General features: G+C 55.8%; 18 protein-coding genes and 3 pseudogenes. 9 read left to right on the top strand and 12 right to left on the bottom strand.

Translation table 11 applies throughout. The features are described 5' to 3' along the window. Positions 1-328 precede the first annotated feature (328 nt). The gene (gene gntU / locus GTU79_RS26160) at positions 329-1,666 is read left to right on the top strand and encodes a gluconate transporter (RefSeq protein ID WP_132927971.1); all 1,338 of its coding nucleotides are present in this window, start codon (positions 329-331) and stop codon (positions 1,664-1,666) included. Positions 1,667-2,063: 397 nt separating this feature from the next. Here gntU and GTU79_RS26155 read toward each other — a convergent pair whose 3' ends face one another. Further along, positions 2,064-2,621, bottom strand: a complete 558-nt coding sequence (locus GTU79_RS26155) for an Ail/Lom family outer membrane beta-barrel protein (protein ID WP_203520719.1) — start codon at positions 2,619-2,621, stop codon at positions 2,064-2,066. Positions 2,622-3,346: 725 nt separating this feature from the next. Between GTU79_RS26155 and GTU79_RS26150 the strand changes: the two genes are divergently transcribed. Continuing rightward, positions 3,347-4,033: a TetR/AcrR family transcriptional regulator gene (locus GTU79_RS26150; protein ID WP_203520721.1), complete on the top strand. Its 687-nt coding sequence runs from the start codon at positions 3,347-3,349 to the stop codon at positions 4,031-4,033. Between the two features lie 189 nt (positions 4,034-4,222). Here the strand turns inward: GTU79_RS26150 and GTU79_RS26145 are convergent, their stop codons facing one another. From GTU79_RS26145 to GTU79_RS26125, 5 genes and pseudogenes are all read right to left on the bottom strand, one after another. Beyond that, a complete protein-coding gene (locus GTU79_RS26145; protein ID WP_203520723.1) occupies positions 4,223-5,200 on the bottom strand; it encodes an anti-sigma factor family protein in 978 nt (325 codons plus the stop codon). Further along, complete coding sequence (locus GTU79_RS26140) at positions 5,197-5,763, bottom strand: sigma-70 family RNA polymerase sigma factor (protein WP_253073698.1); 567 nt, start codon at positions 5,761-5,763, stop codon at positions 5,197-5,199. The genes GTU79_RS26145 and GTU79_RS26140 overlap by 4 nt, the downstream gene beginning before the upstream one ends. 74 nt (positions 5,764-5,837) lie before the next feature. Next, positions 5,838-6,371 carry a tetratricopeptide repeat protein gene (locus GTU79_RS26135; protein ID WP_203523026.1) on the bottom strand — a complete coding sequence of 178 codons (534 nt, stop codon included), beginning with the start codon at positions 6,369-6,371 and terminating at the stop codon, positions 5,838-5,840. Between the two features lie 174 nt (positions 6,372-6,545). Next, positions 6,546-7,113 (bottom strand): annotated as a pseudogene (locus tag GTU79_RS26130) (cytochrome b). A 449-nt stretch (positions 7,114-7,562) separates the two neighbouring features. Next, positions 7,563-8,141: a MarR family winged helix-turn-helix transcriptional regulator gene (locus GTU79_RS26125; RefSeq protein ID WP_203520729.1), complete on the bottom strand. Its 579-nt coding sequence runs from the start codon at positions 8,139-8,141 to the stop codon at positions 7,563-7,565. Between the two features lie 75 nt (positions 8,142-8,216). Here GTU79_RS26125 and GTU79_RS26120 point away from each other — a divergent pair, with 75 nt between their 5' ends. Then, a complete protein-coding gene (locus GTU79_RS26120) occupies positions 8,217-8,675 on the top strand; it encodes a tautomerase family protein (RefSeq protein WP_132925079.1) in 459 nt (152 codons plus the stop codon). Positions 8,676-8,697: 22 nt separating this feature from the next. Here the strand turns inward: GTU79_RS26120 and GTU79_RS26115 are convergent, their stop codons facing one another. The 5 genes from GTU79_RS26115 to lsrR all read right to left on the bottom strand — a co-directional run bounded on the left by GTU79_RS26115 (position 8,698) and on the right by lsrR (position 14,822). After that, complete coding sequence (locus GTU79_RS26115; protein WP_203520731.1) at positions 8,698-9,621, bottom strand: ketopantoate reductase family protein; 924 nt, start codon at positions 9,619-9,621, stop codon at positions 8,698-8,700. Between the two features lie 345 nt (positions 9,622-9,966). Then, positions 9,967-10,089, bottom strand: coding sequence for a hypothetical protein (locus GTU79_RS31065; RefSeq protein ID WP_275956910.1), 123 nt, complete (start codon positions 10,087-10,089; stop codon positions 9,967-9,969). A 157-nt stretch (positions 10,090-10,246) separates the two neighbouring features. Further along, positions 10,247-11,659: an Ig-like domain-containing protein gene (locus tag GTU79_RS26110; protein ID WP_214513517.1), complete on the bottom strand. Its 1,413-nt coding sequence runs from the start codon at positions 11,657-11,659 to the stop codon at positions 10,247-10,249. Between the two features lie 523 nt (positions 11,660-12,182). After that, complete coding sequence (lsrK, locus tag GTU79_RS26105) at positions 12,183-13,784, bottom strand: autoinducer-2 kinase (protein WP_253073431.1); 1,602 nt, start codon at positions 13,782-13,784, stop codon at positions 12,183-12,185. 78 nt (positions 13,785-13,862) lie between these two features. Next, complete coding sequence (gene lsrR / locus GTU79_RS26100; protein WP_253073697.1) at positions 13,863-14,822, bottom strand: transcriptional regulator LsrR; 960 nt, start codon at positions 14,820-14,822, stop codon at positions 13,863-13,865. Positions 14,823-15,077: 255 nt separating this feature from the next. On the opposite strand from lsrR, the pseudogene lsrA reads away from it, so the two are divergent. The 6 genes and pseudogenes from lsrA (at position 15,078) to lsrG (ending at position 20,948) form a co-directional block, all read left to right on the top strand. Then, positions 15,078-16,611: pseudogene (lsrA, locus tag GTU79_RS26095) on the top strand (autoinducer 2 ABC transporter ATP-binding protein LsrA). Continuing rightward, a pseudogene (gene lsrC / locus GTU79_RS26090) lies at positions 16,604-17,673 on the top strand (autoinducer 2 ABC transporter permease LsrC). The pseudogenes lsrA and lsrC overlap by 8 nt, the downstream one beginning before the upstream one ends. Continuing rightward, complete coding sequence (gene lsrD, locus GTU79_RS26085) at positions 17,673-18,674, top strand: autoinducer 2 ABC transporter permease LsrD (protein WP_203520741.1); 1,002 nt, start codon at positions 17,673-17,675, stop codon at positions 18,672-18,674. The pseudogene lsrC and the gene lsrD overlap by 1 nt, the downstream one beginning before the upstream one ends. 29 nt (positions 18,675-18,703) lie before the next feature. Continuing rightward, positions 18,704-19,729 (top strand): autoinducer 2 ABC transporter substrate-binding protein LsrB, encoded by a 1,026-nt coding sequence (gene lsrB, locus GTU79_RS26080; RefSeq protein WP_132925094.1) that lies wholly within the window; start codon positions 18,704-18,706, stop codon positions 19,727-19,729. A 23-nt stretch (positions 19,730-19,752) separates the two neighbouring features. Next, a complete protein-coding gene (lsrF, locus tag GTU79_RS26075) occupies positions 19,753-20,634 on the top strand; it encodes a 3-hydroxy-5-phosphonooxypentane-2,4-dione thiolase (protein ID WP_203520743.1) in 882 nt (293 codons plus the stop codon). A gap of 20 nt (positions 20,635-20,654) precedes the next feature. Beyond that, positions 20,655-20,948: a (4S)-4-hydroxy-5-phosphonooxypentane-2,3-dione isomerase gene (lsrG, locus tag GTU79_RS26070; RefSeq protein WP_132925098.1), complete on the top strand. Its 294-nt coding sequence runs from the start codon at positions 20,655-20,657 to the stop codon at positions 20,946-20,948. Between the two features lie 404 nt (positions 20,949-21,352). Here lsrG and GTU79_RS26065 read toward each other — a convergent pair whose 3' ends face one another. After that, a complete protein-coding gene (locus tag GTU79_RS26065; RefSeq protein WP_203520745.1) occupies positions 21,353-22,573 on the bottom strand; it encodes an ROK family transcriptional regulator in 1,221 nt (406 codons plus the stop codon). Positions 22,574-22,597: the final 24 nt, after the last annotated feature.

Genomic DNA, 22,597 nt, shown 5'->3' with positions numbered 1-22,597 from the left:
AGTGATAATACCGCAACGAATTCATCACAAAAAAGTGCGAGTTAGAGCAAATTTTTCGACGTGCATCACAAATATTGTGTGATGTATGTCTAATTTCTTGCCTTTTAAGAGAGACAGCCGGACTATTGTTACCGGTAACATACACATTCGCCAGCCGAGCTTCATACTCGTCTGGTAAAAATTTATCAAACGGTAGCGGAACAAGACGTGGCACGTTTTTATTCCAGTGGAGTGAACCGGTGTTTAAATCAAGCATAGAAGAAAATGATGTCCCGGCGATGAGCGCCCCGGCCTTCGGAGATGGCTACGCCAGGCGGGTTAACCCATGATGAGCACCTTAACTCTGGTCATCACCGCCATCGGCTCGGTGTTGATATTACTTTTTCTGGTCATGAAAGCGCGTATGCATGCATTTGTCGCTTTACTGCTGGTGTCCGTCGGAACCGGGATTTTTTCCGGAATGCCGCTGGAAAAAATCGCCGATACCATGCAGGCCGGCATGGGGGGCACTTTGGGTTTCCTGGCCATTGTCGTCGCGCTGGGATCAATGTTCGGTAAAGTACTGCATGAAACCGGCGCCCTGGATCAAATCGCCACCAGGATGATCAAAAGCTTTGGCGAACGGCGGGCGTTCCTGGCCCTCGGCATCGTCGGGCTTATTTGCGCGTTGCCGCTGTTTTTTGAGGTGGCGGTGATGCTGTTGATTGGGGTGGTGTTCGCCGTTGCCCGCCGTACCGGCGACAATCTGGTGAAACTGCTGGTGCCGCTATTTGCCGGCGTGGCCGCGGCGGCGGCGTTTTTATTGCCCGGACCGACGCCGATGCTGCTGGCATCGCAGATGCATGCGGATTATGGCTGGATGATAGCCATCGGCCTGGCGGCGGCCATCCCCGGCATGCTGGTGGCCGGGCCGCTATTCGGCAGCATTATCAGCCGGTATGTGACCATCCCTTTGCCGGAAGATATCGCCGCTCCGGCATTAAAAACCGAAGCATTGCCCTCCTTTGGATTCAGCGTGTCGCTGGTGTTGTTCCCCTTGATCCTGGTGGGATTAAAAACCATCGGGGTACGTTTTGTGGCCCAGGGCTCGACGCTTTACCGCTGGATGGAATTGGTGGGCCATCCATTTATCGCCATTTTGCTGGCTTGCCTGGTGGCCATCTACGGCCTGGCGTACCGGCAGGGCATGAGCAAAGACAAGGTGATGGGAATCTGCTCGGCGGCGCTGCAACCGGCGGGGATCATTCTGCTGGTGACCGGCGCCGGCGGCGTCTTTAAACAGGTATTGGTGGATTCGGGGGTGGGGCCGGCGTTGGGTAATGCGTTAATCGGTACCGGCCTGCCTATCGCGGTGGCCTGTTTTGTGCTGGCGGCCGCCATCCGTATTATTCAAGGATCGGCTACCGTGGCGTGTTTAACCACCGTAGGACTGGTGATGCCGGTTATCACCGGCCTTGGCCTGAACGGCGCCCAGCTGGCGGCCTTATCGGTATGCATCGGCGGCGGTTCCATTGTCTGCAGCCATGTTAACGACGCGGGATTTTGGCTGTTCGGCAAGCTGACCGGCGCTACCGAGCTGCAGACCCTGAAAACCTGGACCCTGATGGAGACGATTCTCGGCACCACCGGCGCGCTGGTTGGCATGGTGGCCTATACGCTGTTTTAAGTGTGGCTTTCAGCCTGATGGTTCGGTCTATTTGATGGCCTTGGGTTGGCGGTACAGTGTTAAACAGTGTTGTTATAGTGGGTTTGCCTTTAATGAGATAGGCGGCAGGCAGGACGTTTTCCCTTTAACACGCTCGGGTCATGGCTCGGTGATAGCGGGCTTACCGTGCCGTGGGGTGCTCTGTCGGGCAGAAAACCCATGCCCGATTCGACCCCATCAGCACGGTCTCCCTTTAACACGTCTGGTACTAGATTCGGTCAAAGCTGTTGATCTGCAAGGCGGTTGCACTGTCGCCCCGGCGGGCTCTCCCGCTGTAAAGGCGCGATCCGCATTCAGGCCTTTATGGGGCGGCCTGAATGCGGATTAATCGATAACGAGGGGACAACGTAGAGTTCAATCAGAACCGGTAACCGATGCCGACGTTAAAGCCGTTGATGGCGAGTCGTTTATGTGAAAACTCGTCATATTTGAGGCTGGAACCTTCGTAACCTAACTCCAAAGATAGCTTATCCATTGGATTAATGAGAATACCGGCACCATACATAAACGACCTTCCTTTGTAGGTTAAGGAATCATGGGAATTTGAGATATCGTTGAGTTTCACACTATTCGCATTGTAACCCAACAGGCTATAAATACTGATAAATTCATTGAAGCGGTAAGCCGGGCCTGCCGAGAAACTCCAATATTTAAAATCCAGCTTTGACTTGCCAATGCTTCCATCATCATCGTATATACCATTAACACCTCTCGCCATATAGGTCAATGAGGTGATAATACTGATCGGGCTATCCCACTCATAACGGTATTTGGCGTTCACACCCTTAAGGGTTGGGCCAGTTTCAAGCTTACTCTGTGCGTAACCCAATGAAACCGTATGGTTACTGTCGGCCAGGGTGTTGAAGGTTGTTCCCAGGGTGGTGCAGGCTAGCAGCGCTAAACAAAGCTTTTTCATGATGTCATCCTTATTATAAAAATCCACGTTACTTATTATGAAGCAGGTCTAGTATTTGTTATTTCATCCGCGGGATTATCCTAACGTAATCACGAGATAAAAGCGGTTACGTTGAGTTTCGAAGGCAGATGATAAATATAAATTTTAAAAAAATCTCGAAAAAAATTGAACTATCAGAGGTTTCTATGCTGCAAATGAAGTTTGTCTATTAACGGTGGAGGCAATGCCATTTTAATTATTTCTATATGAACTGATAATATTGTTAAATGAAATCATAACTTCATATGATATATTTCTCTCCAACCCTTCGATAATAAAAAATATATGCGATGGCGACCGTAACGGCGCTATGTAACGCGCTGGAACAAGGCATGAGAGCGTTGTGCTTCAGAGTTCCTGCCATTAACCGAGCCATAATCTTGCACCGGGCTTTCTGGCAAACCCGAGCGGCGTGGCCTACGGGCGGGGCCGATGGTTTCACGCGAACGTCCGTAATGTCGTCCGTTAGCCCCGGTGCATCTCCTCTTAAATCCCTGACAAAACAGGGCGCCCCGAACCCGGAGGGGAGACTCAGCCGATGAAAAGAGGGAGGCCGCGGAGCAAGGGGGGACGCTGTCGGAAAATGTTGTTTACAAAATTCGGAAAACTCTCTCGACAGCGGTAACAAGTTTTTTTATAGTGGACGTTAATTATTATCTGCCATTCCACTGGATACGAGGAAAGTTATGAGCACAGAGCAAATAGCGGCATGTCTGAAGAAGGGTCGCGGGCGTCCAAAGCAGTTTGACCGTGATACCGCTCTGGATAAGGCGCTGGAGATGTTCTGGCGCCATGGCTATGAAGCTACCTCGATGTCCGATCTGGTGGAGGCCACCGGGGCCAAGGCGCCGACCCTGTATGCCGAGTTCGGTAACAAAGAAGGGTTATTCCGGGCGGCGGTGGAGCGGTATGTCATCAAATTCGCCGAGAAGGGCAAGGCGCTGCTATCCCGTCCGGATTGCACCGTCGCCGAGGCGGTGGAGAACTTTTTCCGCGCGGCCGCCTCGATGTTTACCGATAAGAGCCTGCCGTCGGGCTGTTTTATCATTTGTACCTCGGCCGCGCTCTCCGCATCGTCCGAAGAAGTGGCGCAGATGTTGAAATGCCGCCATCATTTGCAGGAAAACACCTTGAGGGATTTTCTGCAGTCCCGTCAGGCGCTGGGCGAGTTGTCAGCCGACGCGCCGGTGGCGGCGCTGGCAAAATATCTGGCCGGCACCCTGCAGGGCATGTCGGTGCAAGCGCGCGACGGCGCTACCCGGGCGGATCTGGATCTCATCGTTTCCACGCTGATGGCGGTATGGCCGCATCTGGTGAACCTGAGCGCCGAGCGCTTACAACCGGTGCCGGTAGCGGTGGCCGAAGAAGCTTGAACCAGGGCTAGCGTACCCGGCCCGCCATTTTTTGACGGCGCCAGTGCGCCATGATTCATTTAACCACTCCGTGGACTGAACCTTGCCATGGTTCTCATGCCGATCGGTTGCCAATCATGCTCTTGCGCCGGCAAGTCTAATCCGAAAGACCGGCCGCGCATGGCTACGGCGCCAATCGTTCAGGCCTGATTATGCCGCCATCAGTTTTTGCGCCAGCGCGTTCAGCTCCGCCGGCGGGTTATGGCCAATCAGCATATAACGGTGTCCTCCCTTAGCCCAGTACACCACGTTCATCCCGCGCAGTACTTCGCTTTCCGGCTCGTCTTGCCGGCCGTCTCCGGCGCGGGTTATGCACAACGCCAGCGGTCCGTGACTTTCATCCAGATAGGCGATTTGCGCTATGGGCTGTCTGTCGTAGCTCAGCAGCCGGGCGAACTTCAGCTCGGCGCCCGGCAGGCTGAGCCGCCCGGGATCAAGCGTTAATCCCAGCCTGGCGCCGACGGTCTTTAGCTGCTGCCGCTGCAGGTCCGGCGATGTTACCGTATCCGCGAAGGTTTCGTCGGTATAGAGCGACATATATTCCGCCACCAGATCCCGCCAGTTATCCTGATGTCCCGCCGGTGTGAACAGCCCGAACGACAGCCGTCCGCCGAGGATGCCCACCGCCAGGCCGGCCACCGCCGCCGCCATCAGATTTCTGCGGCTGATGCCGCGCCCGGCGGCCGGCGCCGTTATCGGCGTCCGTCCGTCCGGCCGGTCTACGCCATTTGCAATGCCCAGGCCATCATGACTATCCACCAGGCCATTCGAATTACCCGAGCCATCATGCCTATCCAGGCCATTCGGATTACCCGAGCCGTCGAGCCCATCCCGGTCATGCGGAATATCCAAGCCATCGGGCCGGTCTAAGCCATTCGGGCTGTTTGCTTCCGTCAGACTCTCCAGCCTGGCCCGCAAACGCGCCGCCGGCGCCTGATTGAGCATAACGGCGTAAGCCGCGCTGAAAGGCAGGCTGGCCTGGTCCAGCAGCGCCAGCCGTTCGGCGAGCTGGGGATCGTCGCCGAGCCGCTGTTCAATCTGTCGGCGCTGGTCGGCATCCAATTCATTATCCAGGTAAGCCACCAGCAGTTCATCGGTCAGCGGCGGAACCAAGGGGCGTTTTGTCATACCTTGTCGCCCTCCACCTGGGGCCGGGCCGATGATATGGCGGCGTCTTTAGCCAGCGTCAGCCGGGCGGCGGCCAGCCGGCTCATAATCGTGCCGATGGGCACGGATAGGGTCTGTGCCGCTTCCTGATAGGTAAACCCCTCCACATAGACCAAAAAGACCGCATTGCGCTGCGCCTCCGGCAATTGGTTGACGCGGTCCATGATTTGATTCGCCCAGATATGGCTTACCGAATCCGATTCACCGCTGTGTGCCGTCACCTCGTCTATATCGACAAATCCTTGCCCCTGGCGAATCTGCCGCGATCGGATCTCGTTGATCCAGATGGAGTGCAGAATCGAGAAAAGCCAGCGGTCCAGTGCCGTGCCGGCGGTGAATTGCCCGGCACGTTCCATAGCCCTTACACAGGTGGACTGCACCAAATCATCCGCTATATCCGGTTTGCGGGACAACACCATACCGTAGCGCCATAAGCGCGTCAAATAGTGCCCCAGCTCGTCGCGGATATCATGGGTATCGATGATAGCGTTCTCCTGCCCCAATTCAGTGTCTCGGCAGATTATAGGAACAGCCTTTTCCAGAATACAAGGACCGGTTAATGAGGATAACATAAGGTGGTGTTTATGCCTCGGGCCCGTCAGGATTCAGGGTGGCCTTGGATGGCGTTGGACAAATCGCGATACTCCTCGCAGCCGGTGCCGCACAAGGTTTTTATGGTGGCCAGCTGTGCTTTGGCCAAATCGGGCCGGCCTTTGATCATCCACGCCTCCCCCAGGTACTCCCGTACCTGGGCATAGTGGGGGTCCAGGGCGATGGCGCGCTGATAATAACCGATGCCTTCGTCGGTGCGGCCCAGCTTGCGCGTAGCATAGCCGCGATAGTTCCAAGCCTGGGCGGTATTAGGTTGTTTTAAGGTGTCCAACACCGCCAGGGCTTCCTGATAACGCTTGGCTTTCGCCAGGGTATAGGCGTAGCGGGTGCGGTCGGCGTCGGAGATCATACTGCCTTTATCCACCATGCAGGTTTTGGTGCGCGAATCATAAATTTGTCCTTTCGGGCAGGTGGGAGTGGTTGATGAATCGTCCCCCATGGCATGACTTAGGCCGGATATCAGCAGCAGGGCGCCTCCGAGCAGCAGTGGGGAATGTTTGGCGGCGGCAATTGATGTCATCGGTTTCAACATGGCGATATGTCCTTTTGTGGTGTGGATTTCAACCCCACCGGCCGTTAATGCGCCGGCGCGGGCCGCAGGTAATGATTTTTGGGTATGTCTATCCGGCTCCGCCTGGGCGGGGCTGGCAATCAGGGATAAATGCCGGCATGCGTCGCCGGCGGACGGGCGGCGTTATTCCGCCGGCGGCATCATTCTTCTCAGCGTGTCGTCACGCAGGACGTAGTGGTGAAACAAGGCAGCGCAGGCATGCAAGCCGGCCAGGATAATGATGGTCCAGGCGGTATAGAAATGCAGCATGCCGAAAGTTCTGCGCAACATAGGATCAACGTTGAATATATCAGGTACGGTAAATAAGCCAAAAAACATGAAGGGTTCGCCCTGCGCCCAGCGGAAAAGAAAACCCAGCGTAATTTGTGCAATTAATAAAAGATATAACGCCCAGTGGGTTAATTTGGCTAAACGATGCATCAATAACGATGAAGAGGCTGCGGGTAATTTTTTTCCAGCGGTCGCGCGCCAAATGAGGCGGATAATAATTATTGCCGCCAATGCAATGCCGAAAGAAATATGTAGTGATTGTAGTGTTTTCCGCCAAAATGTTCCGCGCTCAAGCTGTTCCCATATTTGCGAGCTGGCAAAAGAAAATCACTATCAGCGCCGTTACCCAATGCAGGGTTAACGTTAATTTATCATAATAGTGTTTCACGGTGCTGGTTCGTGCGATGGAATTCACTGACATACTATCATCCTATTCTCATGGTTTGCATACCGAGTAAACACCTCGTAAGAAGATTTTATTCGGTCTTTTTTGAAAAATAAATAATGGCATATAAATCATGTAATTGAATTATTTTATTGTTTTTTTACCTTCGGATGGGTTGAATCCTGGCGTAAAAAGCACCAACCTTATCAGGCCCGACACCCTATTTAAAGGTATGGCCGCCATGATAAATGCACGACCGGTTTTACTCGAGGTGACTCATATAACCGAAGAAACAGACTCTGATGAGACGACAACGCTTGAACAAATAGCGCTGTCCCTGCAAAGAATAGAGGCATCGCTGGCCTCGAGGCAGCGAGAATTAAAATTATTGGAATCCATTAATGCTTCACTGAATTCTTATACGATAAATATGATATTAGGAGTTTTTTTTCTATTGGCTTTTGGAACATTGGCACTTTATTTTTTCAGCGATCGGCTTTTTTCGATAATGCAGGTGATGCAGGATTTACCTCTGGTGACGCGATAAAGATTTGCGCAAATTCGGGCGATGAAATTTCGGCCAGGATAGCGGTCAATGCAGCGGTCTGATTATCCGGCATTATGGTCCCGAAGCGCCGCTGCGCCGCCTGCCAGAGAGGCTGCGATGCCGCCAGTTTTTCCCGGCCCTCCGGGGTAAGCCTTACTCTGCGGCTGCGCTTGTCCTTCGGTGCCACCCTCACCTGAATCAGCCCGTCGCGCTCTAGGGGTTTTAGGTTATGGTTCAGCGCCGAGCGATCCAATACCAGCATGTCCGCCAGGTCTCCCATGGCCACTTCCCCAGCGTCATTGATATGGCGAAGGATCGATCGCTGGGTCGAGCGCAGGCCGCAGGGCGCCAGCGCCGCGTCATAAAGCTGCGATATACGGCGCGTCGCCTTGCGCAGAGCGGTGGCATAACATACGTGTACGCCCGGATTGGGCTCGTCCGGGGATGTCTTAGGAGCGCCCTCGGCTATTATTTCCACGGGATGCTTTTTTAAAGGCGGTTTTTTCATGGAAGGCATTTTTTACTCCAGCAATGATATCCGGTCAGGGATATATTGGCATATGCCAGTATAATTGTATAGAAGGAGTGGACAATGCCAACCTATGTGTGTTCGGTACCCAAGCAGTTGTTATCAGCACAGCAAAAAACCCTGATGGCGCAAAAAATTACCCAAGCGCATCACGAGGCCACCGGCGCGCCGGCCTATTTCGTACAGGTGATGATTGAAGAACGTGAAAACAGTTCCCTGTTCCTCGGCGGCGAACCGCAGGGGGATCATCTGTGGATACGGGGCGACATCCGCGCCGGACGCAGCGCCGGGCAGCGTGCGGCATTAATGCAGTCGATCCTGCGGGAAGTGGCCCGCATTGCCGGCATTGATGAGAGCCGCATCTGGATTTACCTCTGCAATCTTGAGGCCGGGGATATGGTTGAATACGGCCATGTATTGCCGCTGCCCGGTCAGGAACAACAGTGGTTCGATGAACTACCGGCGGCATTACAGCAGCGGCTTATGGCGCTGGGCGTGGACAAGGGCGGTTTTACCTTATAAGTAAATACCGCCTCGGTAAATCCTACGCGTTACCCCGTGCGGCCCGGTATACGCACAGGTTGACATAGGTTGCTTTCAGCAGCGGCACGGGTAATTCTGCACGGTCGGCGATGGCCACCAGATCGCCTATCACCTGATCCGCTTCTATTTCGTAGCCCTGCATCAGGTCGCGGTACATGGAGGAGGTTTGCACCGATTCTTTCTGGGTCAATAGGCCGATGGTCTGCTCCACATACTCCTCCCGCCGGACATAACCCAAAGAAACCAGTACCGCCAGAACTTCGTTTATCACCCCGCGGGCGAATGCGTCGCCTCCCGGCGCGGAGGCTACCTGGCCGATATTACCGCGCATCAGGCAGGTAATGGCCCCGAGGCTTGCCAGCAGCAGCCATTTTTCCCACATCTCGCTGATGATATTCGGCGACAGGCGGGCAATAAAGCCGGCGCCCTGTAAGAATTGATCCAGCCGGGTGATGCGTTCAGAGACAGAGCCGTCCGGTTCGCCATAGGTAAGTTCATGCAAATGGCTAAGCTGCACGATTCTCCCTTTATCGTCCAGGGTGCCGGCTATTTTGCACAGGCCGCCGATAACGGCGTTTTTGCCGAAGCGATCCGCCAGTATTTCCAGGTGCTTCATGCCGTTGAGGATGGGCATAATCAACGTGTTATCACCCACCGCCGGCGTCAGGGCTTCTAGGACCGAGGCCAAGGCGAAGGCTTTAACCGCGATTAAAATGACATCATAAGGCCTGGTGATCTCTTTGGCTTCCACCACCTGAGGTTGCAGCGCCAGCTCGCCCGACGGGGTGATAATATGCATCCCCTCGGAACGCAGCGTCGCCGCGCGTTTGCCACGCGCCAAAAAGGTGACATCCCGGCCGGCCAGCGCCAGACGACCGCCAAAATAACCGCCGGTGGCACCGGCGCCCACAACCAGCATACGCATAGTGTTATCCCTCTCGTTTTCAGCAATTAAGTGAAACAGCATGGGATTAGAATAGGGGCATATGCCAGTATGTGTCCAGCGCTTATCAGTGGCGGTTCAGCGTGCGGATTGTCCTATGCCTCACTTAATGCTGATTGAGGGCATTATCGTCCGCGTCGGGTGATATTGAAATGAACACTTTTGCCGGAAGCGAGCGGGTTTCACGTCCGCAGGGCTCGATAACGGTATACTCCGCTGTATTATTACCCAAGTGAGAAAAGACATCCGCCACCAAGAAGATGACCGGTTGTTCTTCTTCCTCTGAAATGAATCGTTCGTAAAGCCGGGCATTAAACTGGAGCCTTATCAAATCTCCTCGGAGAAACTGCCGTTGGCAGGAATTTCCACGAAGATGCCATTTGCCTCGGCAATTTGAGCCGTGGTTATTCTTCCCGGATGGCTTGGGAAAACAGGTGGAATCAAAACCATATAAACTCCTTGGTTTTATAGAACGTGAACGGGCCGGTTACCCCTTGCTTTAAGCTTCAGCAATAAATATTAAAGAAACGGTTTTCCGGATGATAATATTTCACTTATTTCATACTCAATATCTTTAAGAAAAATGGGAATTTTAACGATCTGGTGGTTAGTCGTCAGTGGGTTTACAAGCAGTCTCCGGCGTGACGTTTCCAATTGGATTGGGTGATTCCGCATTATCTGAATGTTCTAACAGCAAATTTTCTTGTTTACCGAGTATCGCGGGTATGGAGAATATGCTATCAGTTGGCCCATGATCAACTACAGTCACTAGGGTATATCCTGAATTTGCAGCATTATAATAAGGTGCATATCGGAAATAAAAGTCGGCGCCAGAACCGGTTTTAAGCGGTTTTAGATATGAGAAACCATCGCCAAGAAATAAAAAGTCCGTTGGCCGACCTGATGCGCAAATAGTACCCGCTCCTGAATATATATGTGCATAATTTTCGCCACAATCCCAAATATAATTATATGTCCGGCTGAGTGATACTTGATACACATGTCCTTGTTGAAAATATATAGGCCCAAATAACGTACTCACTGGAACATACTCTCCTACCCATACTTCATATGGAGGGAAAGTAATGGGGTAGCTGGGAACGAAATTTATGTCTACATTTGTTTGAACGCTATAGTCAGATTGCAGAGAAATAATGACGTTCATTGACCCAGGGTTAATAGTGGAAATATATATGCTGGCCTCACCAAATGGATTAGTCGTGACGGTATTCGGGTAAGTGGCGGCACCGCCGACGTAAACTTGCAGCACTCTGCCGCCGATTCCTGCCTGCGTTGCGCTATTCACCAGTTTTGCCACCACCAGATTAGTGGCCTGGCCATTCGCGGGCTGGTTATTAACCTGAGGCGTGGCGGACAGGCTATAACTGATAGGCGCTTCAACGAAATTCAGCACCTGAGAATTGGTCACCGTGTTATCTGTGATCAGCGTGGCGACAATTAAAACACGTTCACTGATGCTGCTGGTAACAAACAAACTGGATATCCCGGCGGCATCTGTCTGGACGAAAGGATCACTTAGGCCAACGCCGCCGGAATCATAGTGCGCAAAAGTGATAAACTGGCCGGATACCTGCTGACCCGTCATGCTGGAGAGAATGTAGATAATCTGGTTTCGGTCGGAACCATCAGCATTGGCATCATTCTGTGTGACTTGGGAATTTAGAACATAGCCGCTCACGGAAGCGCTTTGAACTACTGTGAAAGAGGCGGGGTCAGATGGACTTGTGTTACCAAACCTATCGGTGGCTGTATATTGCATAATATTGCTTTCTATAACAGCATATGTGCCGGGGGGAAGGAATTGGTGGGGTAAAACACCAATATTTTCAATATCATAAGTAATGAATAACGAAACGGTGAAATATATTCTAACGGTGTCATTTATTCTCAAATTTCCATAAGAAGGAATGTCGACAATTATACCACCATCCGCGGATATTTTGGCAGTATTAATAGTGTTATTGGTAAGTTGTGGTAAGATAGGTGGTTGGAGTGCCATAAAGTCCCCTCATATGCTCTAAAATATTTTGTAAATCATTGAAGTTTTTAGAAAATATAAATATGTCCCTATTTATTTATAGTTTAAATTAAACTAATGATGCTATATCAAAGCCTGTAATATCAGCGGTAAATATTTTTTGGCCATTTGAATCTTGTGACGCAGAGATAATATTTTCATCGCTGACCTACTCCTTTATGCGCTTAAAACTCAGTGCGGCAGGAATATACCGTTCATAAGTGCGTCAAAAATAAAATTATGCTGAGTTGAGCATCATTATGTTCAATATTACCGGCCTAGAAAAATTAGGCAATGTTGTTATTTGCATGAGGATTGCTAAAACATAACATAAATATAGGAGAGTGGAAGCCATGTTATGCCGGGGCATCCATAACCTGATGTCTTCGCTCTATGATTTGATCGTAGTTGCCTGCTGGAATGATAGCCCCACTTCGCCCGTCGAGCAGACGGTACAGCGGCTGGGCTTGGTTCTATCGCATATGCAAGCGTTAAGCATAATCGTTTACAAGCCCGGCGCTTTCCACATCGAGGTGGTAAGCCCGTTATCCACCAGCCCCAGCTGATCGGCGTATACCGCCTGCCAGCTGGCTTTCATTTGGCGATAGAGCTGGTGATTTTCCGCATTTGGCTGATACTCCCGTTGCCAGCGCACCAGGCGTTCGCCGGTTTGGGCCAGGGAAGGGTAGATGCCGGCGCCCACCCCGGCGGCAATGGCGCAGCCCAGGGCGGTGGCTTCCTTAACGTCGGGCACTTTTACCGTCAGGCCGGTGACGTCGCTGAGAATCTGGCACCATAATTTACCTTTGGAGCCGCCGCCGGCAAACACCACCGACTTGGGCTGGACCCCGGAGAAACGGGCTATTTGCTCCAGATTGCAGGCGGATACGATGGCGGCGTTTTCCTCCAGGGCGCGGAACAGCGTTTGTTTATTGCAGCGCTCCGGGTCGATGGAGAGATTGATAAAGGAGGGCGCGGCGTGATACCAGTTTTTAAAGCGCATGGCATCGGAAAAAATCGGCATGACGCCGTAGGACCCCGCCGGCACGCGGGCGGCCATGTCTTCCAACAGGCTGTAGGTATCCACTCCCATCCGCTCGGCAATCAGCTTCTCTTCGCCGCAAAAGGCGTCGCGAAACCAGCGCATGGTCAGGCCGGTGAAAAAGCTGATGGATTCCGCCTGCACCATGCCGGGGATGACATGGGGATTGACGCGGATATTCATGTCCGGGTCGGTGATGGGCGCGGGCAAATTGACCACCTGCTGCCAAAAGGTGCCCCCCAGCACCGCGGTTTGTCCCGGCCGGACGATGCCCAGTCCGAGGCTGCCGAGCTGTACGTCGCCGCCCCCCGTTACCACGGGCGTGCCGGCCAATAGTCCGCAGGCCTGGGCCGCCGGCCCGGTCACCGCGCCCAGCACGGTGCCGGTTTCCCGTACCGGGGAGAGCATATCGGCGCGCAGGCCGGCCATGTCCAGCAGGCTGCGCTGCCAGTCCCGGCTTGCCAGGCTGAGCATGCCGGTGGTGCCGGCGTTAGAGGGGTCCACCGCCAGCTCTCCGCTAAGCATATAGGCCAGCCAATCGCTTATCATGGTGAGCGTAGCCGCCCGGCGATAGACATCCGGCCGATGGTGGGCCAGCCATAACAGGCGCGGCATGGCGCTCAGGGCCAGGGTTTGTCCCGAACATTGATAGACTTCGCTCTCAAAACCGTTATCGTGCAGCTCCTTAAGCTCGCTTACTTCACGGCTGGCGCGGGCATCGACATTGGCGCAGGCCCAGATGGGTTTTCCCTGGCGATCGTAAAGCACGATGCCCTCGCGCATTGAACAGGCGGCCACGGCATGGATTTGCCGGGGTTCGATGGCGGCGGCGGCCAGCGCCCGCTGAATGCAGTTGCACACCAACTGCCAGTTTTTTTCCAGATCGAACGCCATGGAGCCCGGGATGAGAGGATCCGCCAGATGCCGCCATTCCGCCTGGCCCACCGCCAGCTGATTGCCTTCGATATCAAAAATCACCGCACGAAAACTGCCGGTGCCGGCGTCCAGCGCCATAAGATAGCCGGAGTGAGCGGCGGGTGATGCAGGAGTACAGAGTGTCGTCATTGTCATTATCTCTGTGTCAGCGGCGCCGGAGCGCAGGATGAAAGCCGGGCTGCCGGGCGAACCGTCCTGTTTGATGAGTCAGAGCAGCGCCAGCATGGTCCGTACCGTGCTTTCCTCGGTAATCAATGCATTAATGTGTTTGCCCGCCAAAGCCGCCAGGATGGCCTCGGCTTTTTCCGTGCCGCCCGCCACGCCGATGACCTGCGGGATATTCGCCAAATCCTCTAACGACACCCCGATCAGCTCCTGGTGGATCGGCATGGCCTCGGCCAGCTCTCCGCTGCGCTGCATGAAATAACCGAGAATGTCTCCCACCGCGCCCTTGCGGCCGAACAGCTGTTGTTCCCCTTCGCTGATATAACCTGAACGCATTATGGTGGCCTCGCGTTTCTGGTTCAGCGCGCCGATGCCCACCACCGCGATATCGGCGGCGCAGGCGGTCAGCATGACGTCATGCACGCTGCGTTCCCGGCGGAATATGGCGGCGACCTCGGCGGAGGACGCGCGCAGCGGCGCCGGAATAATGCTGACGCTGCACGCGGCGTCCAACTGGCCGATACCGGTCATATAGGGGCCGACGCCGCCGGACAGCGTCACCAGCCGTACCTGCTGGGAACTGATAAAACCGCTCAAGTGCTGAAGGGTACTCATGGCGGTTTCGCCAAAAACCCCCGCCAGCAGCTGCTGCGGCTGTAAATGGCTCATGATCACCTGGGCCGCACCCACGCCGATGCGCCGGTTGATCTCACGCTGCGGCAACGCCGGCAGTACCCGGACATGCTGTAGCTTGAATCGTTCAAGCAACACATTCTCCAACTCCAGACAGCCTTCGTAACGGGAGTTGATCTGTACGCGGATCACCCCCGACTGGCGGCCTTTCTCCAGCAGGCGCGATACTTTAAGCCGCGTCAGCCCCAGATGGTCGCCGATTTCTCCCTGGGTCAGGCCATCGTGGTAATAGAACCAGGCTATGCGCGCCAATAATTCGGATTCAGCCATGCCGTTATCCGCCGGGCCAACATTTTCGGAGCCCTTCATTTCACGACTGGTTTTTTCATGGCTATTTTTATTCATATAGAACACTTCTTAAAATTATATTCAATTGTTCAGTTTGCGGGAGTGGTGAACTGTGACCGGACCTGCAAAAACGTGATGACCTTCTTTCCCGATACTACAATGGATGTGCACATGAATGAAATGTGATCAATTTGGCGTTTTTATTATATCACCCCGACTAGGATTATGAACAGTTTTGAATTTAAAATTCATTTGTTCATTCCGGCAGAGAGCGATATGACGCAACGACCCCCGTTATCCCCGGCGCCGCTGCTGCAGGTGCAGAACGTTTGCAAGCAGTATGCAGGCGTGACGGTATTGAAAGATATCAGCTTCACATTGATGGCCGGGCAAGTCCATGCCTTGCTCGGCGGTAATGGGGCCGGAAAATCGACGTTGATGAAAATCATTGCCGGGGTTGAGTCGCCGGACAGCGGTTCAATATCCATTGATGACCAGCCCTGTGAGCGTCTTACCCCGGCCCGCGCCCATCAGTACGGTATTTATCTGGTGCCGCAGGAACCCATGCTGTTTCCCAATATGACGGTGAAGGAAAATATCCTGTTTCGTTTGCCGCGCCGGCAGGCGGACGTCGGTAAATTGCAGCAATTGCTGGAACGTCTCGGCTGTGAATTATCGCTGCAGGCAGCCGCCGGAACGCTGGAAGTGGCGGACAGGCAACTGGTGGAGATCCTGCGCGGACTGATGCGCGACGCGCGTATCCTGATTCTGGACGAGCCCACCGCCTCGCTGACGCCGACGGAAACCCGGCGGCTGTTCAAACAGGTGCGGGATCTGCTGGCCCGCGGCGTCGGGGTGATTTTTATCTCTCATAAACTGCCCGAAGTCTATGCGCTGGCCCACCGGGTCAGCGTGATGCGCGACGGGGTCCTGTCCCTGAGCGGTCCTATCGGCGATTTCGATACCCAGACGCTTGTCCAGGCTATCGCGCCGATCAATGGCGGCGACGGCCTATCCGCGGCGCAAAAAATGTGGCTTGAGCTGCCCGGGCAGCGGCATACCGCCGATCCGCGCCTGCTGGTGCTGGAGGCGGACCGTTTGAGCGGCGAAGGCTTCCGCCAGGTGTCATTTACCGTACATGCCGGTGAAATCGTCGGCCTGGCGGGGTGGTGGGGCCGGCCGCACCGAGCTGGCTGAGACCTTGTACGGCCTGCGTCCGCTGTGGGGCGGGCAACTGCGGCTGGAAGGGCGGGATATCGGCGGGCTGGGGTTATCCCAGCGGCTTGAGGCCGGCCTGGTCTATTTGCCGGAGGACCGCCAGTCGTCGGGCCTTTATCTTGACGCGCCGCTCTACTGGAATACCGGTGCCCTGGCCGCCGAACGCCATCGCTGGTGGCTGCATCCGAAACGGGAAATGGCGGTGCTGGCGCGGTATCAACGGGCGTTGGGCATTAAATATGCTGACGGCGGGCAGCCGGCGCGTACGTTATCCGGCGGCAATCAGCAGAAGCTGCTCATCGCAAAATGCCTGGAGGCGCAGCCGCGGCTGCTGATTATCGATGAGCCGACCCGGGGCGTGGATGTGTCGGCCCGCGCCGATATTTACCGTTTGCTGCGGGATATCGTGGGGCAAAACGTGGCGGTGCTGCTGATTTCTTCCGATCCGGAAGAGATAGCCCTGCTGGCGGATCGGGTTTTCGTCATGCACCAGGGGGAATTGAGCCCGCCGATGCAGGGGGAGGCCGCCACGGTGGAGCACATGATGCTCATGGCCTTCGGTTCCGGCGCCGAGGAGTCCGCCGATGCTTAAATTGCTGCAAAATAATCGCGAACTCACGGCGCTGCTGGCGATTGTGGCCCTGTTTGTGCTGCTGGGGGCGCTGGATCGCAACTATATCGGTATGCAGACATTGCTGATGATTTTCAGCAGCGCGCATATCTTGATACTACTGGCCATGGGCGCCACCCTGGTGATGCTGACGCGCAACATCGATGTCTCGGTGGGATCCATAACCGGCCTTTGCGCGGTGGCGCTGGGCCTGATGTTAAACCACGGTTTCGGATTGACGTCCGCGCTTCTGCTGACCCTGCTTACGGGCGTAGGGGCAGGGATGTTCAACGGCATATTGGTGGCCTGGTGCCGAATTCCGGCCATTGTCGCCACCCTCGGCACGCTGGGCTTATATCGCGGTCTGATGCTGCTGCTTACCGGCGGCAAATGGATCGAAAATCTGCCCGCCGGCCTGAAAGCCCTGTCAAACCCGCTCTGGTTCGGCATTTCCCCCTTCGGCTACGTGATCATTGTGCTTTTTGCCGCCCTGTTCTGGTTATGCCGCCGTACCTCGTTCGGCCGCAGCTTCTATGCGGTGGGGGATAACCTGCCCGGCGCGCGCCAGCTCGGCGTGCCGGTGGATACCGTTCGCATGGCGGCCTTTGCCGTCAACGGCCTGATGGCGGCGCTGGCGGGTATCGTCTTCGCCGCGCAAATCGGCTTCTGCCCCACCAGACCGGCAGCGGACTGGAGATGAAAGCCATTGCCGCCTGCGTGTTGGGCGGGGTAAGCCTGCTGGGGGGGACCGGCACGGTGGCCGGGGCCATTCTGGGAGCCTATTTCCTCACCCAAATCGACAGCGTGCTGGTATTGCTGCGCTTGCCCGCCTGGTGGAACGATTTTATCGCCGGCCTGGTGCTGCTGGGCGTGCTGATTTTCGACGGCCGCCTGCGGCGGGCGCTGGAACTGAGCCGTCGGCACCAGAAGTATGCCCGTTTTATGCCCGACCCTTCGACGACGAAGCCAAAAGGCCGCAAACGCCGGTCAGGCGGAGCCAGACGCACGGCCATCGCCGCCGATAAAAAGGGCGGGGTGGCCTGATGAACAGACTGAAAGAGCACGGCTGGGAAGGCGCGCTGGTGGCCCTGCTGCTGGCGGAAATCCTGCTGTTCGGCGCCGTGAATCCGCGCATGCTGGATGTGAATATGCTGCTGTTCAGTACCAGCGATTTTATCACGATCGGCATTGTCGCCCTGCCGCTGACCATGGTGATTGTCAGCGGCGGTATCGATATCTCTTTCGCCTCTACCGTCGGACTGTGCGCCATTGCGCTGGGCGTGCTGTACCAAAGCGGCCTGCCCCTGGCCCTGGCGGTTCCGCTCACCCTGCTGCTGGGCCTGGCCTGTGGGCTGCTCAATGCGGGACTTATCCTGTATACCGGGGTCAATCCGCTGGTTATCACCTTGGGCACGCTGTATTTATACGGCGGCAGCGCGCTGCTGCTGTCGGGGCTGGTGGGAGCCACCGGCTATGAGGGTATCGGCGGTTTCCCCTCGGCATTCACTGATTTCGCCAATATGACGGTGCTGGGGCTGCCGATGCCGTTATCCCTCTTTGTGCTTACGCTGCTGGTTTTCTGGCTGCTGATGCATCGCACCCGCCTGGGCAGGCAGGTGTTTGTCATCGGCCAGAATCCGAGGGTGGCCCGCTATAGCGCGGTACCGGTGGGCTCTACCCTGTGCGCGGTGTATGGGCTGACCGGCCTGGGGTCCGCCGTGGCCGCCGTACTGATGGTGTCCTATTTCGGCTCCGCCCGTTCCGATCTCGGCGGCGCGCTGTTGATGCCGGCCATCACCGCCGCGGTGCTGGGCGGGGCGAACATCTATGGCGGATCGGGCTCGATCCTCGGTACCGCCCTGGCCACGCTGCTGGTGGGGTTCCTGCAGCAGGGCCTGCAAATGGCCGGCGTCGCCAGCCAGGTTTCCAGTGCGTTATCCGGCGCATTGTTGATTTTGGTAGTGCTAGGTCGTTCCGCCAGCCTGCATCGCGAAGCAATAACGCGTCTACTGGCCCGCCGGCTGCGCCCGCGGGTTTCTTCCTGAACCCTTCCCATGACCGATGGAGAACCAACATGGCTCATAAAATCTGGCGCAAAGTGATATTGGCGGCGGCGCTCGGCCTGGCATCGGCCAGTCTTGCCGGGGCTCAGGCCGCAGAAAGAATTGCGTTTATACCCAAGCTGGTAGGGGTGGGCTTTTTCACCAGCGGCGGCAACGGCGCCCTGGCGGCGGGTAAGGAACTGGGGGTGGACGTTACCTATGACGGCCCCACCGAGCCCAGCGTCTCCGGCCAGGTCCAGCTTATCAACAACTTCGTTAACCAGGGCTATAACGCCATCATCGTGTCGGCGGTGTCGCCGGACGGCCTGTGCCCGGCGCTGAAGCGCGCCATGCAGCGCGGCGTGAAAGTGCTGACCTGGGATTCCGATACCAAGCCGGAATGCCGTTCAATCTATATCGATCAGGGCACGCCGGCCCAGTTGGGGACGCTGCTGGTGGATATGGCGGCCAAACAGATTTCCAAGCCCCAGGCCAAGGTGGCGTTCTTTTACTCCAGCCCCACCGTGACCGATCAGAATCAGTGGGTAAAAGAGGCCAAGGCTAAAATCGCCGCCGAACATCCCGGCTGGACCATTGTCACCACTCAGTTCGGTTACAACGACGCCACCAAGTCCCTGCAAACCGCCGAAGGCATTTTGAAGGCCTACGGTGATTTGGACGCGATTATCGCCCCGGATGCCAACGCGCTGCCCGCCGCCGCCCAGGCCGCGGAAAACCTCGGCCGTCACGATGTGGTTATTGTGGGGTTCAGCACGCCGAACGTGATGCGTCCTTATGTGGAGCGGGGCACGGTGAAAACCTTCGGCCTGTGGGATGTGGTGCAGCAGGGCAAAATCGCCGTGTATGTCGCCCATGAAATGCTGCAAAAAGGCGACCTGAAGGTGGGAGATAAGCTCACCATTCCCCAGGTGGGCCAGGTTGAGGTCTCCCCCAACAGCGTGCAGGGCTATCAATACGAAGGGAAAAACAACGGCATCGTGCTGCTGCCGCAGCGGGTGCAATTCGATAAGGACAATATCGGTAAATACGACTTTTAATCGGTACTCAGGAGGCCGATACCATGGCTGATTTGGATGATATCAAAGACGGGAAAGACTTCGGCATCGGCGTGGCGCAGCAGATTTCGCCGTTCTTCCTCAAAGGAAGCGGGGCGCTGGATTGGGGGATGCAGGCCAGGCTTGCGCGTATTTTCAATCCGGCATCCGGCCATACGGTGATGCTGGCGTTCGATCACGGGTATTTCCAGGGCCCCACTACCGGGCTGGAGCGGATCGATTTGCATATCGCGCCCCTGTTTCCCCATACCGATGTTTTGATGTGCACACGGGGCATTTTGCGCAGCGTCGTCTCGCCGGCGGTGAACAAACCGGTGGTGCTGCGGGCTTCCGGCGCCAATTCCATTCTCGGCGAGCTGTCCAACGAGGCGGTGGCGGTATGCATTGAGGACGCACTGCGATTGAACGTGGCGGCCATGGCGGCCCAGGTCTATATCGGCAGCGAATACGAGCACCATTCCATCAAAAACATCATCCAGTTGGTGGATCAGGGCACCCGTTATGGTATGCCCACCATGGCGGTGACCGGGGTGGGGAAGGACATGGCGCGCGACCAGCGCTATTTCTCGCTGGCGACGCGCATCGCCGCCGAGATCGGCGCGCAAATCATCAAAACCTACTACACCGACAGCGGCTTCGAGCGGGTGGCGGCGGGGTGTCCGGTGCCGATTGTTATCGCCGGCGGTAAAAAGCTGCCGGAGCGGGATGCGCTGGAGATGTGTTACCGCGCCATCGATCAGGGCGCCTCCGGGGTGGATATGGGGCGCAATATATTTCAGTCCGCCGCGCCGGTGGCCATGTTGAAAGCGGTGCGGGCAGTGGTGCATGAGGGTGAAAACGCCGAGCGGGCCTATCAGCTGTTTTTGAGCGAACAACATTCGGCCTGACGGTCCGGGAGGGGAACGAAATGCATGTGACGCTGGTGGAAATCAATGTCAAGCCGGACCGGGTGGAGGAGTTTCTGGCGGTGTTCCGGCAGAACCATGTGGGCTCTATTCGGGAGCCGGGCAATTTGCGTTTTGATGTGTTGCGGGACGAGCAGTTGCCGAACCGTTTTTATATCTATGAAGCGTATAAAGACGAGCAGGCGGTGGCGGCGCATAAAAAGACCCCGCATTATTTACGCTGCGTGGAACAGCTGGAGCCGCTGATGACGGGCCCGCGTAAAAAAACGACGTTTGTCGGATTGCTGCCGGAGTAAGGTGAGTAAGCACTGACTGGGGTGGCGTCAACAGGTTCGTTGCACGATCGGTGTCGTCGGGCCTACCGTGCCATGCGGCGCTCGGTCGGGCGGGAAAACCACGCCCGATTCGACCACATTGGCGCGGTCTCCCTTTAACACATTCGTTGCACGCTCGATGGACGTGGGCCTGTGCTGCGCCTTGTCCGGCATAGCACCCTGGTTGGCATCCTGTCCCGCCCGGGCCCCGGTTGAGCTTGGAAGACTGCACAAGTGCTCGCCCAGGATGAAAAGTATTGTGTGCAACCTTGCCAACGTTGTTGACTTGGAAGATGGCTACTCGGTTGGCTTGCGCCAATTCGACCCCATCCGGCACGCTCTCCCTTTAACAGGCCTACCTCGAGCTATGGTGATAGCGGGGCTGCTTATTTCGCCGCTGCCTCCGCTTTTTGAAACAGCCCGTTTTTCAAAATATCCTCGGCGTACAGAAAGCCGATGCCCATCACCTGCTGCTGCCGGGTCAGGCCGCCCACGACGATTTGCGTGGCGTTTTCACGCGTAGTGTTGCCGCCGTCGAAGGGATTGTAATGGGTCTGTTCATGGATGATATTCAGCCAATCGGCGCCGAATTTACAGCTGCGGCCGTAAAGATAGATATGATTGATATTCAACACATTCAGGAAATTATACAGGCTCAGGCCGACGGCCCGTGCGGCATTATTCACCATCAGGCGTATCTCGGGGTTGCCGCCGTGATATTCACTGATCAACCAGGCGGTGTCGATAGGGGTGTTTTCCAGGCCGCTGTCGGGGGTCATTTTCAACTGCATGCGGGCGCGTTTTTTCAGCGACGAAAGCGAAGCGATGGTTTCCAGGCAGCCATAGCGCCCGCAGGGGCAGGCCGCGCCGTCGGGATCGATAATCGTATGGCCTATCTGACCGCTGCCGAACAGGTTGCCGCGATAGATTTCCCGGTCGATAACAAATGACGAACCGATACCGTAATCGACATTGATAACGCAAAAATCATTGGCGCTGGCGGGATTTTGCCACTTTTCCGCCAGCGCCAGCATGACGCAATCATTGTCCAGCAGCAGCCTGGTGCCGAGTTTTTCTTCCAGCAGATAGCGCAGCTCAACGGGTTCATGCCACACCGCCTGGGGCATTCTCTCGGAAACGCCGGTACGGGGATTGACCTGGCCGTGTACCGACAGCGCGATACGCAGCGGGGTCTGGGGATCGTATTGCCGGTAAGAGTGGTACTGCCGTTCAATTTCCTGCTGCAGCTGTTGCGGAGTCATGATCTCTGTTTTCAGGCGTTGCAGGGGCTGCAGCGGGCGGACCAGCCCGTCCGTCAGCACGCTTTCAATCAGAAACGGCGAAATATTCAAACACAGGATATTCCCCCGTGTCGCTATCTGATAACTGCCGCTGTTATTGCCCCGCGTATGTAAATTCACCGCTGACCGGTTCAGGTAGCCCTCAGCCAACAGTTCGTCGAGGATATTGCTCACCGCCGGGATGCTCAACTGGCTCAGGCGGGCCAGGGACGATTTACTGGCGGTTTTCTCGCGGTATAAATGGCTGATTATCACCGACTTATTATGGCTGCGCATAAACTGGTTGTTAATACCGAACAGGCTCATTCACTAAACTCACTTAACTGTATA

The organism is Sodalis ligni (assembly GCF_016865525.2).
GTDB lineage: Bacteria > Pseudomonadota > Gammaproteobacteria > Enterobacterales > Enterobacteriaceae > Acerihabitans > Acerihabitans ligni.
Note: the sequence above shows the minus strand (reverse complement) of the source record. Positions and strands in the feature narration are given on the sequence as shown.

What these genes read in the sequence shown, in the direction of transcription:
- gntU (WP_132927971.1), top strand. Translation starts at nt 329, where the DNA reads ATGAGCACCTTAACTCTGGTCATCACCGCCATCGGCTCGGTGTTGATA.
- GTU79_RS26155 (WP_203520719.1), bottom strand. Translation starts at nt 2,621, where the DNA reads ATGAAAAAGCTTTGTTTAGCGCTGCTAGCCTGCACCACCCTGGGAACA.
- GTU79_RS26150 (WP_203520721.1), top strand. Translation starts at nt 3,347, where the DNA reads ATGAGCACAGAGCAAATAGCGGCATGTCTGAAGAAGGGTCGCGGGCGT.
- GTU79_RS26145 (WP_203520723.1), bottom strand. Translation starts at nt 5,200, where the DNA reads ATGACAAAACGCCCCTTGGTTCCGCCGCTGACCGATGAACTGCTGGTG.
- GTU79_RS26135 (WP_203523026.1), bottom strand. Translation starts at nt 6,371, where the DNA reads ATGACATCAATTGCCGCCGCCAAACATTCCCCACTGCTGCTCGGAGGC.
- GTU79_RS26125 (WP_203520729.1), bottom strand. Translation starts at nt 8,141, where the DNA reads ATGCCTTCCATGAAAAAACCGCCTTTAAAAAAGCATCCCGTGGAAATA.
- GTU79_RS26120 (WP_132925079.1), top strand. Translation starts at nt 8,217, where the DNA reads ATGCCAACCTATGTGTGTTCGGTACCCAAGCAGTTGTTATCAGCACAG.
- GTU79_RS26115 (WP_203520731.1), bottom strand. Translation starts at nt 9,621, where the DNA reads ATGCGTATGCTGGTTGTGGGCGCCGGTGCCACCGGCGGTTATTTTGGC.
- GTU79_RS31065 (WP_275956910.1), bottom strand. Translation starts at nt 10,089, where the DNA reads ATGGTTTTGATTCCACCTGTTTTCCCAAGCCATCCGGGAAGAATAACC.
- GTU79_RS26110 (WP_214513517.1), bottom strand. Translation starts at nt 11,659, where the DNA reads ATGGCACTCCAACCACCTATCTTACCACAACTTACCAATAACACTATT.
- lsrK (WP_253073431.1), bottom strand. Translation starts at nt 13,784, where the DNA reads ATGACGACACTCTGTACTCCTGCATCACCCGCCGCTCACTCCGGCTAT.
- lsrR (WP_253073697.1), bottom strand. Translation starts at nt 14,822, where the DNA reads ATGAAGGGCTCCGAAAATGTTGGCCCGGCGGATAACGGCATGGCTGAA.
- lsrD (WP_203520741.1), top strand. Translation starts at nt 17,673, where the DNA reads ATGAACAGACTGAAAGAGCACGGCTGGGAAGGCGCGCTGGTGGCCCTG.
- lsrB (WP_132925094.1), top strand. Translation starts at nt 18,704, where the DNA reads ATGGCTCATAAAATCTGGCGCAAAGTGATATTGGCGGCGGCGCTCGGC.
- lsrF (WP_203520743.1), top strand. Translation starts at nt 19,753, where the DNA reads ATGGCTGATTTGGATGATATCAAAGACGGGAAAGACTTCGGCATCGGC.
- lsrG (WP_132925098.1), top strand. Translation starts at nt 20,655, where the DNA reads ATGCATGTGACGCTGGTGGAAATCAATGTCAAGCCGGACCGGGTGGAG.
- GTU79_RS26065 (WP_203520745.1), bottom strand. Translation starts at nt 22,573, where the DNA reads ATGAGCCTGTTCGGTATTAACAACCAGTTTATGCGCAGCCATAATAAG.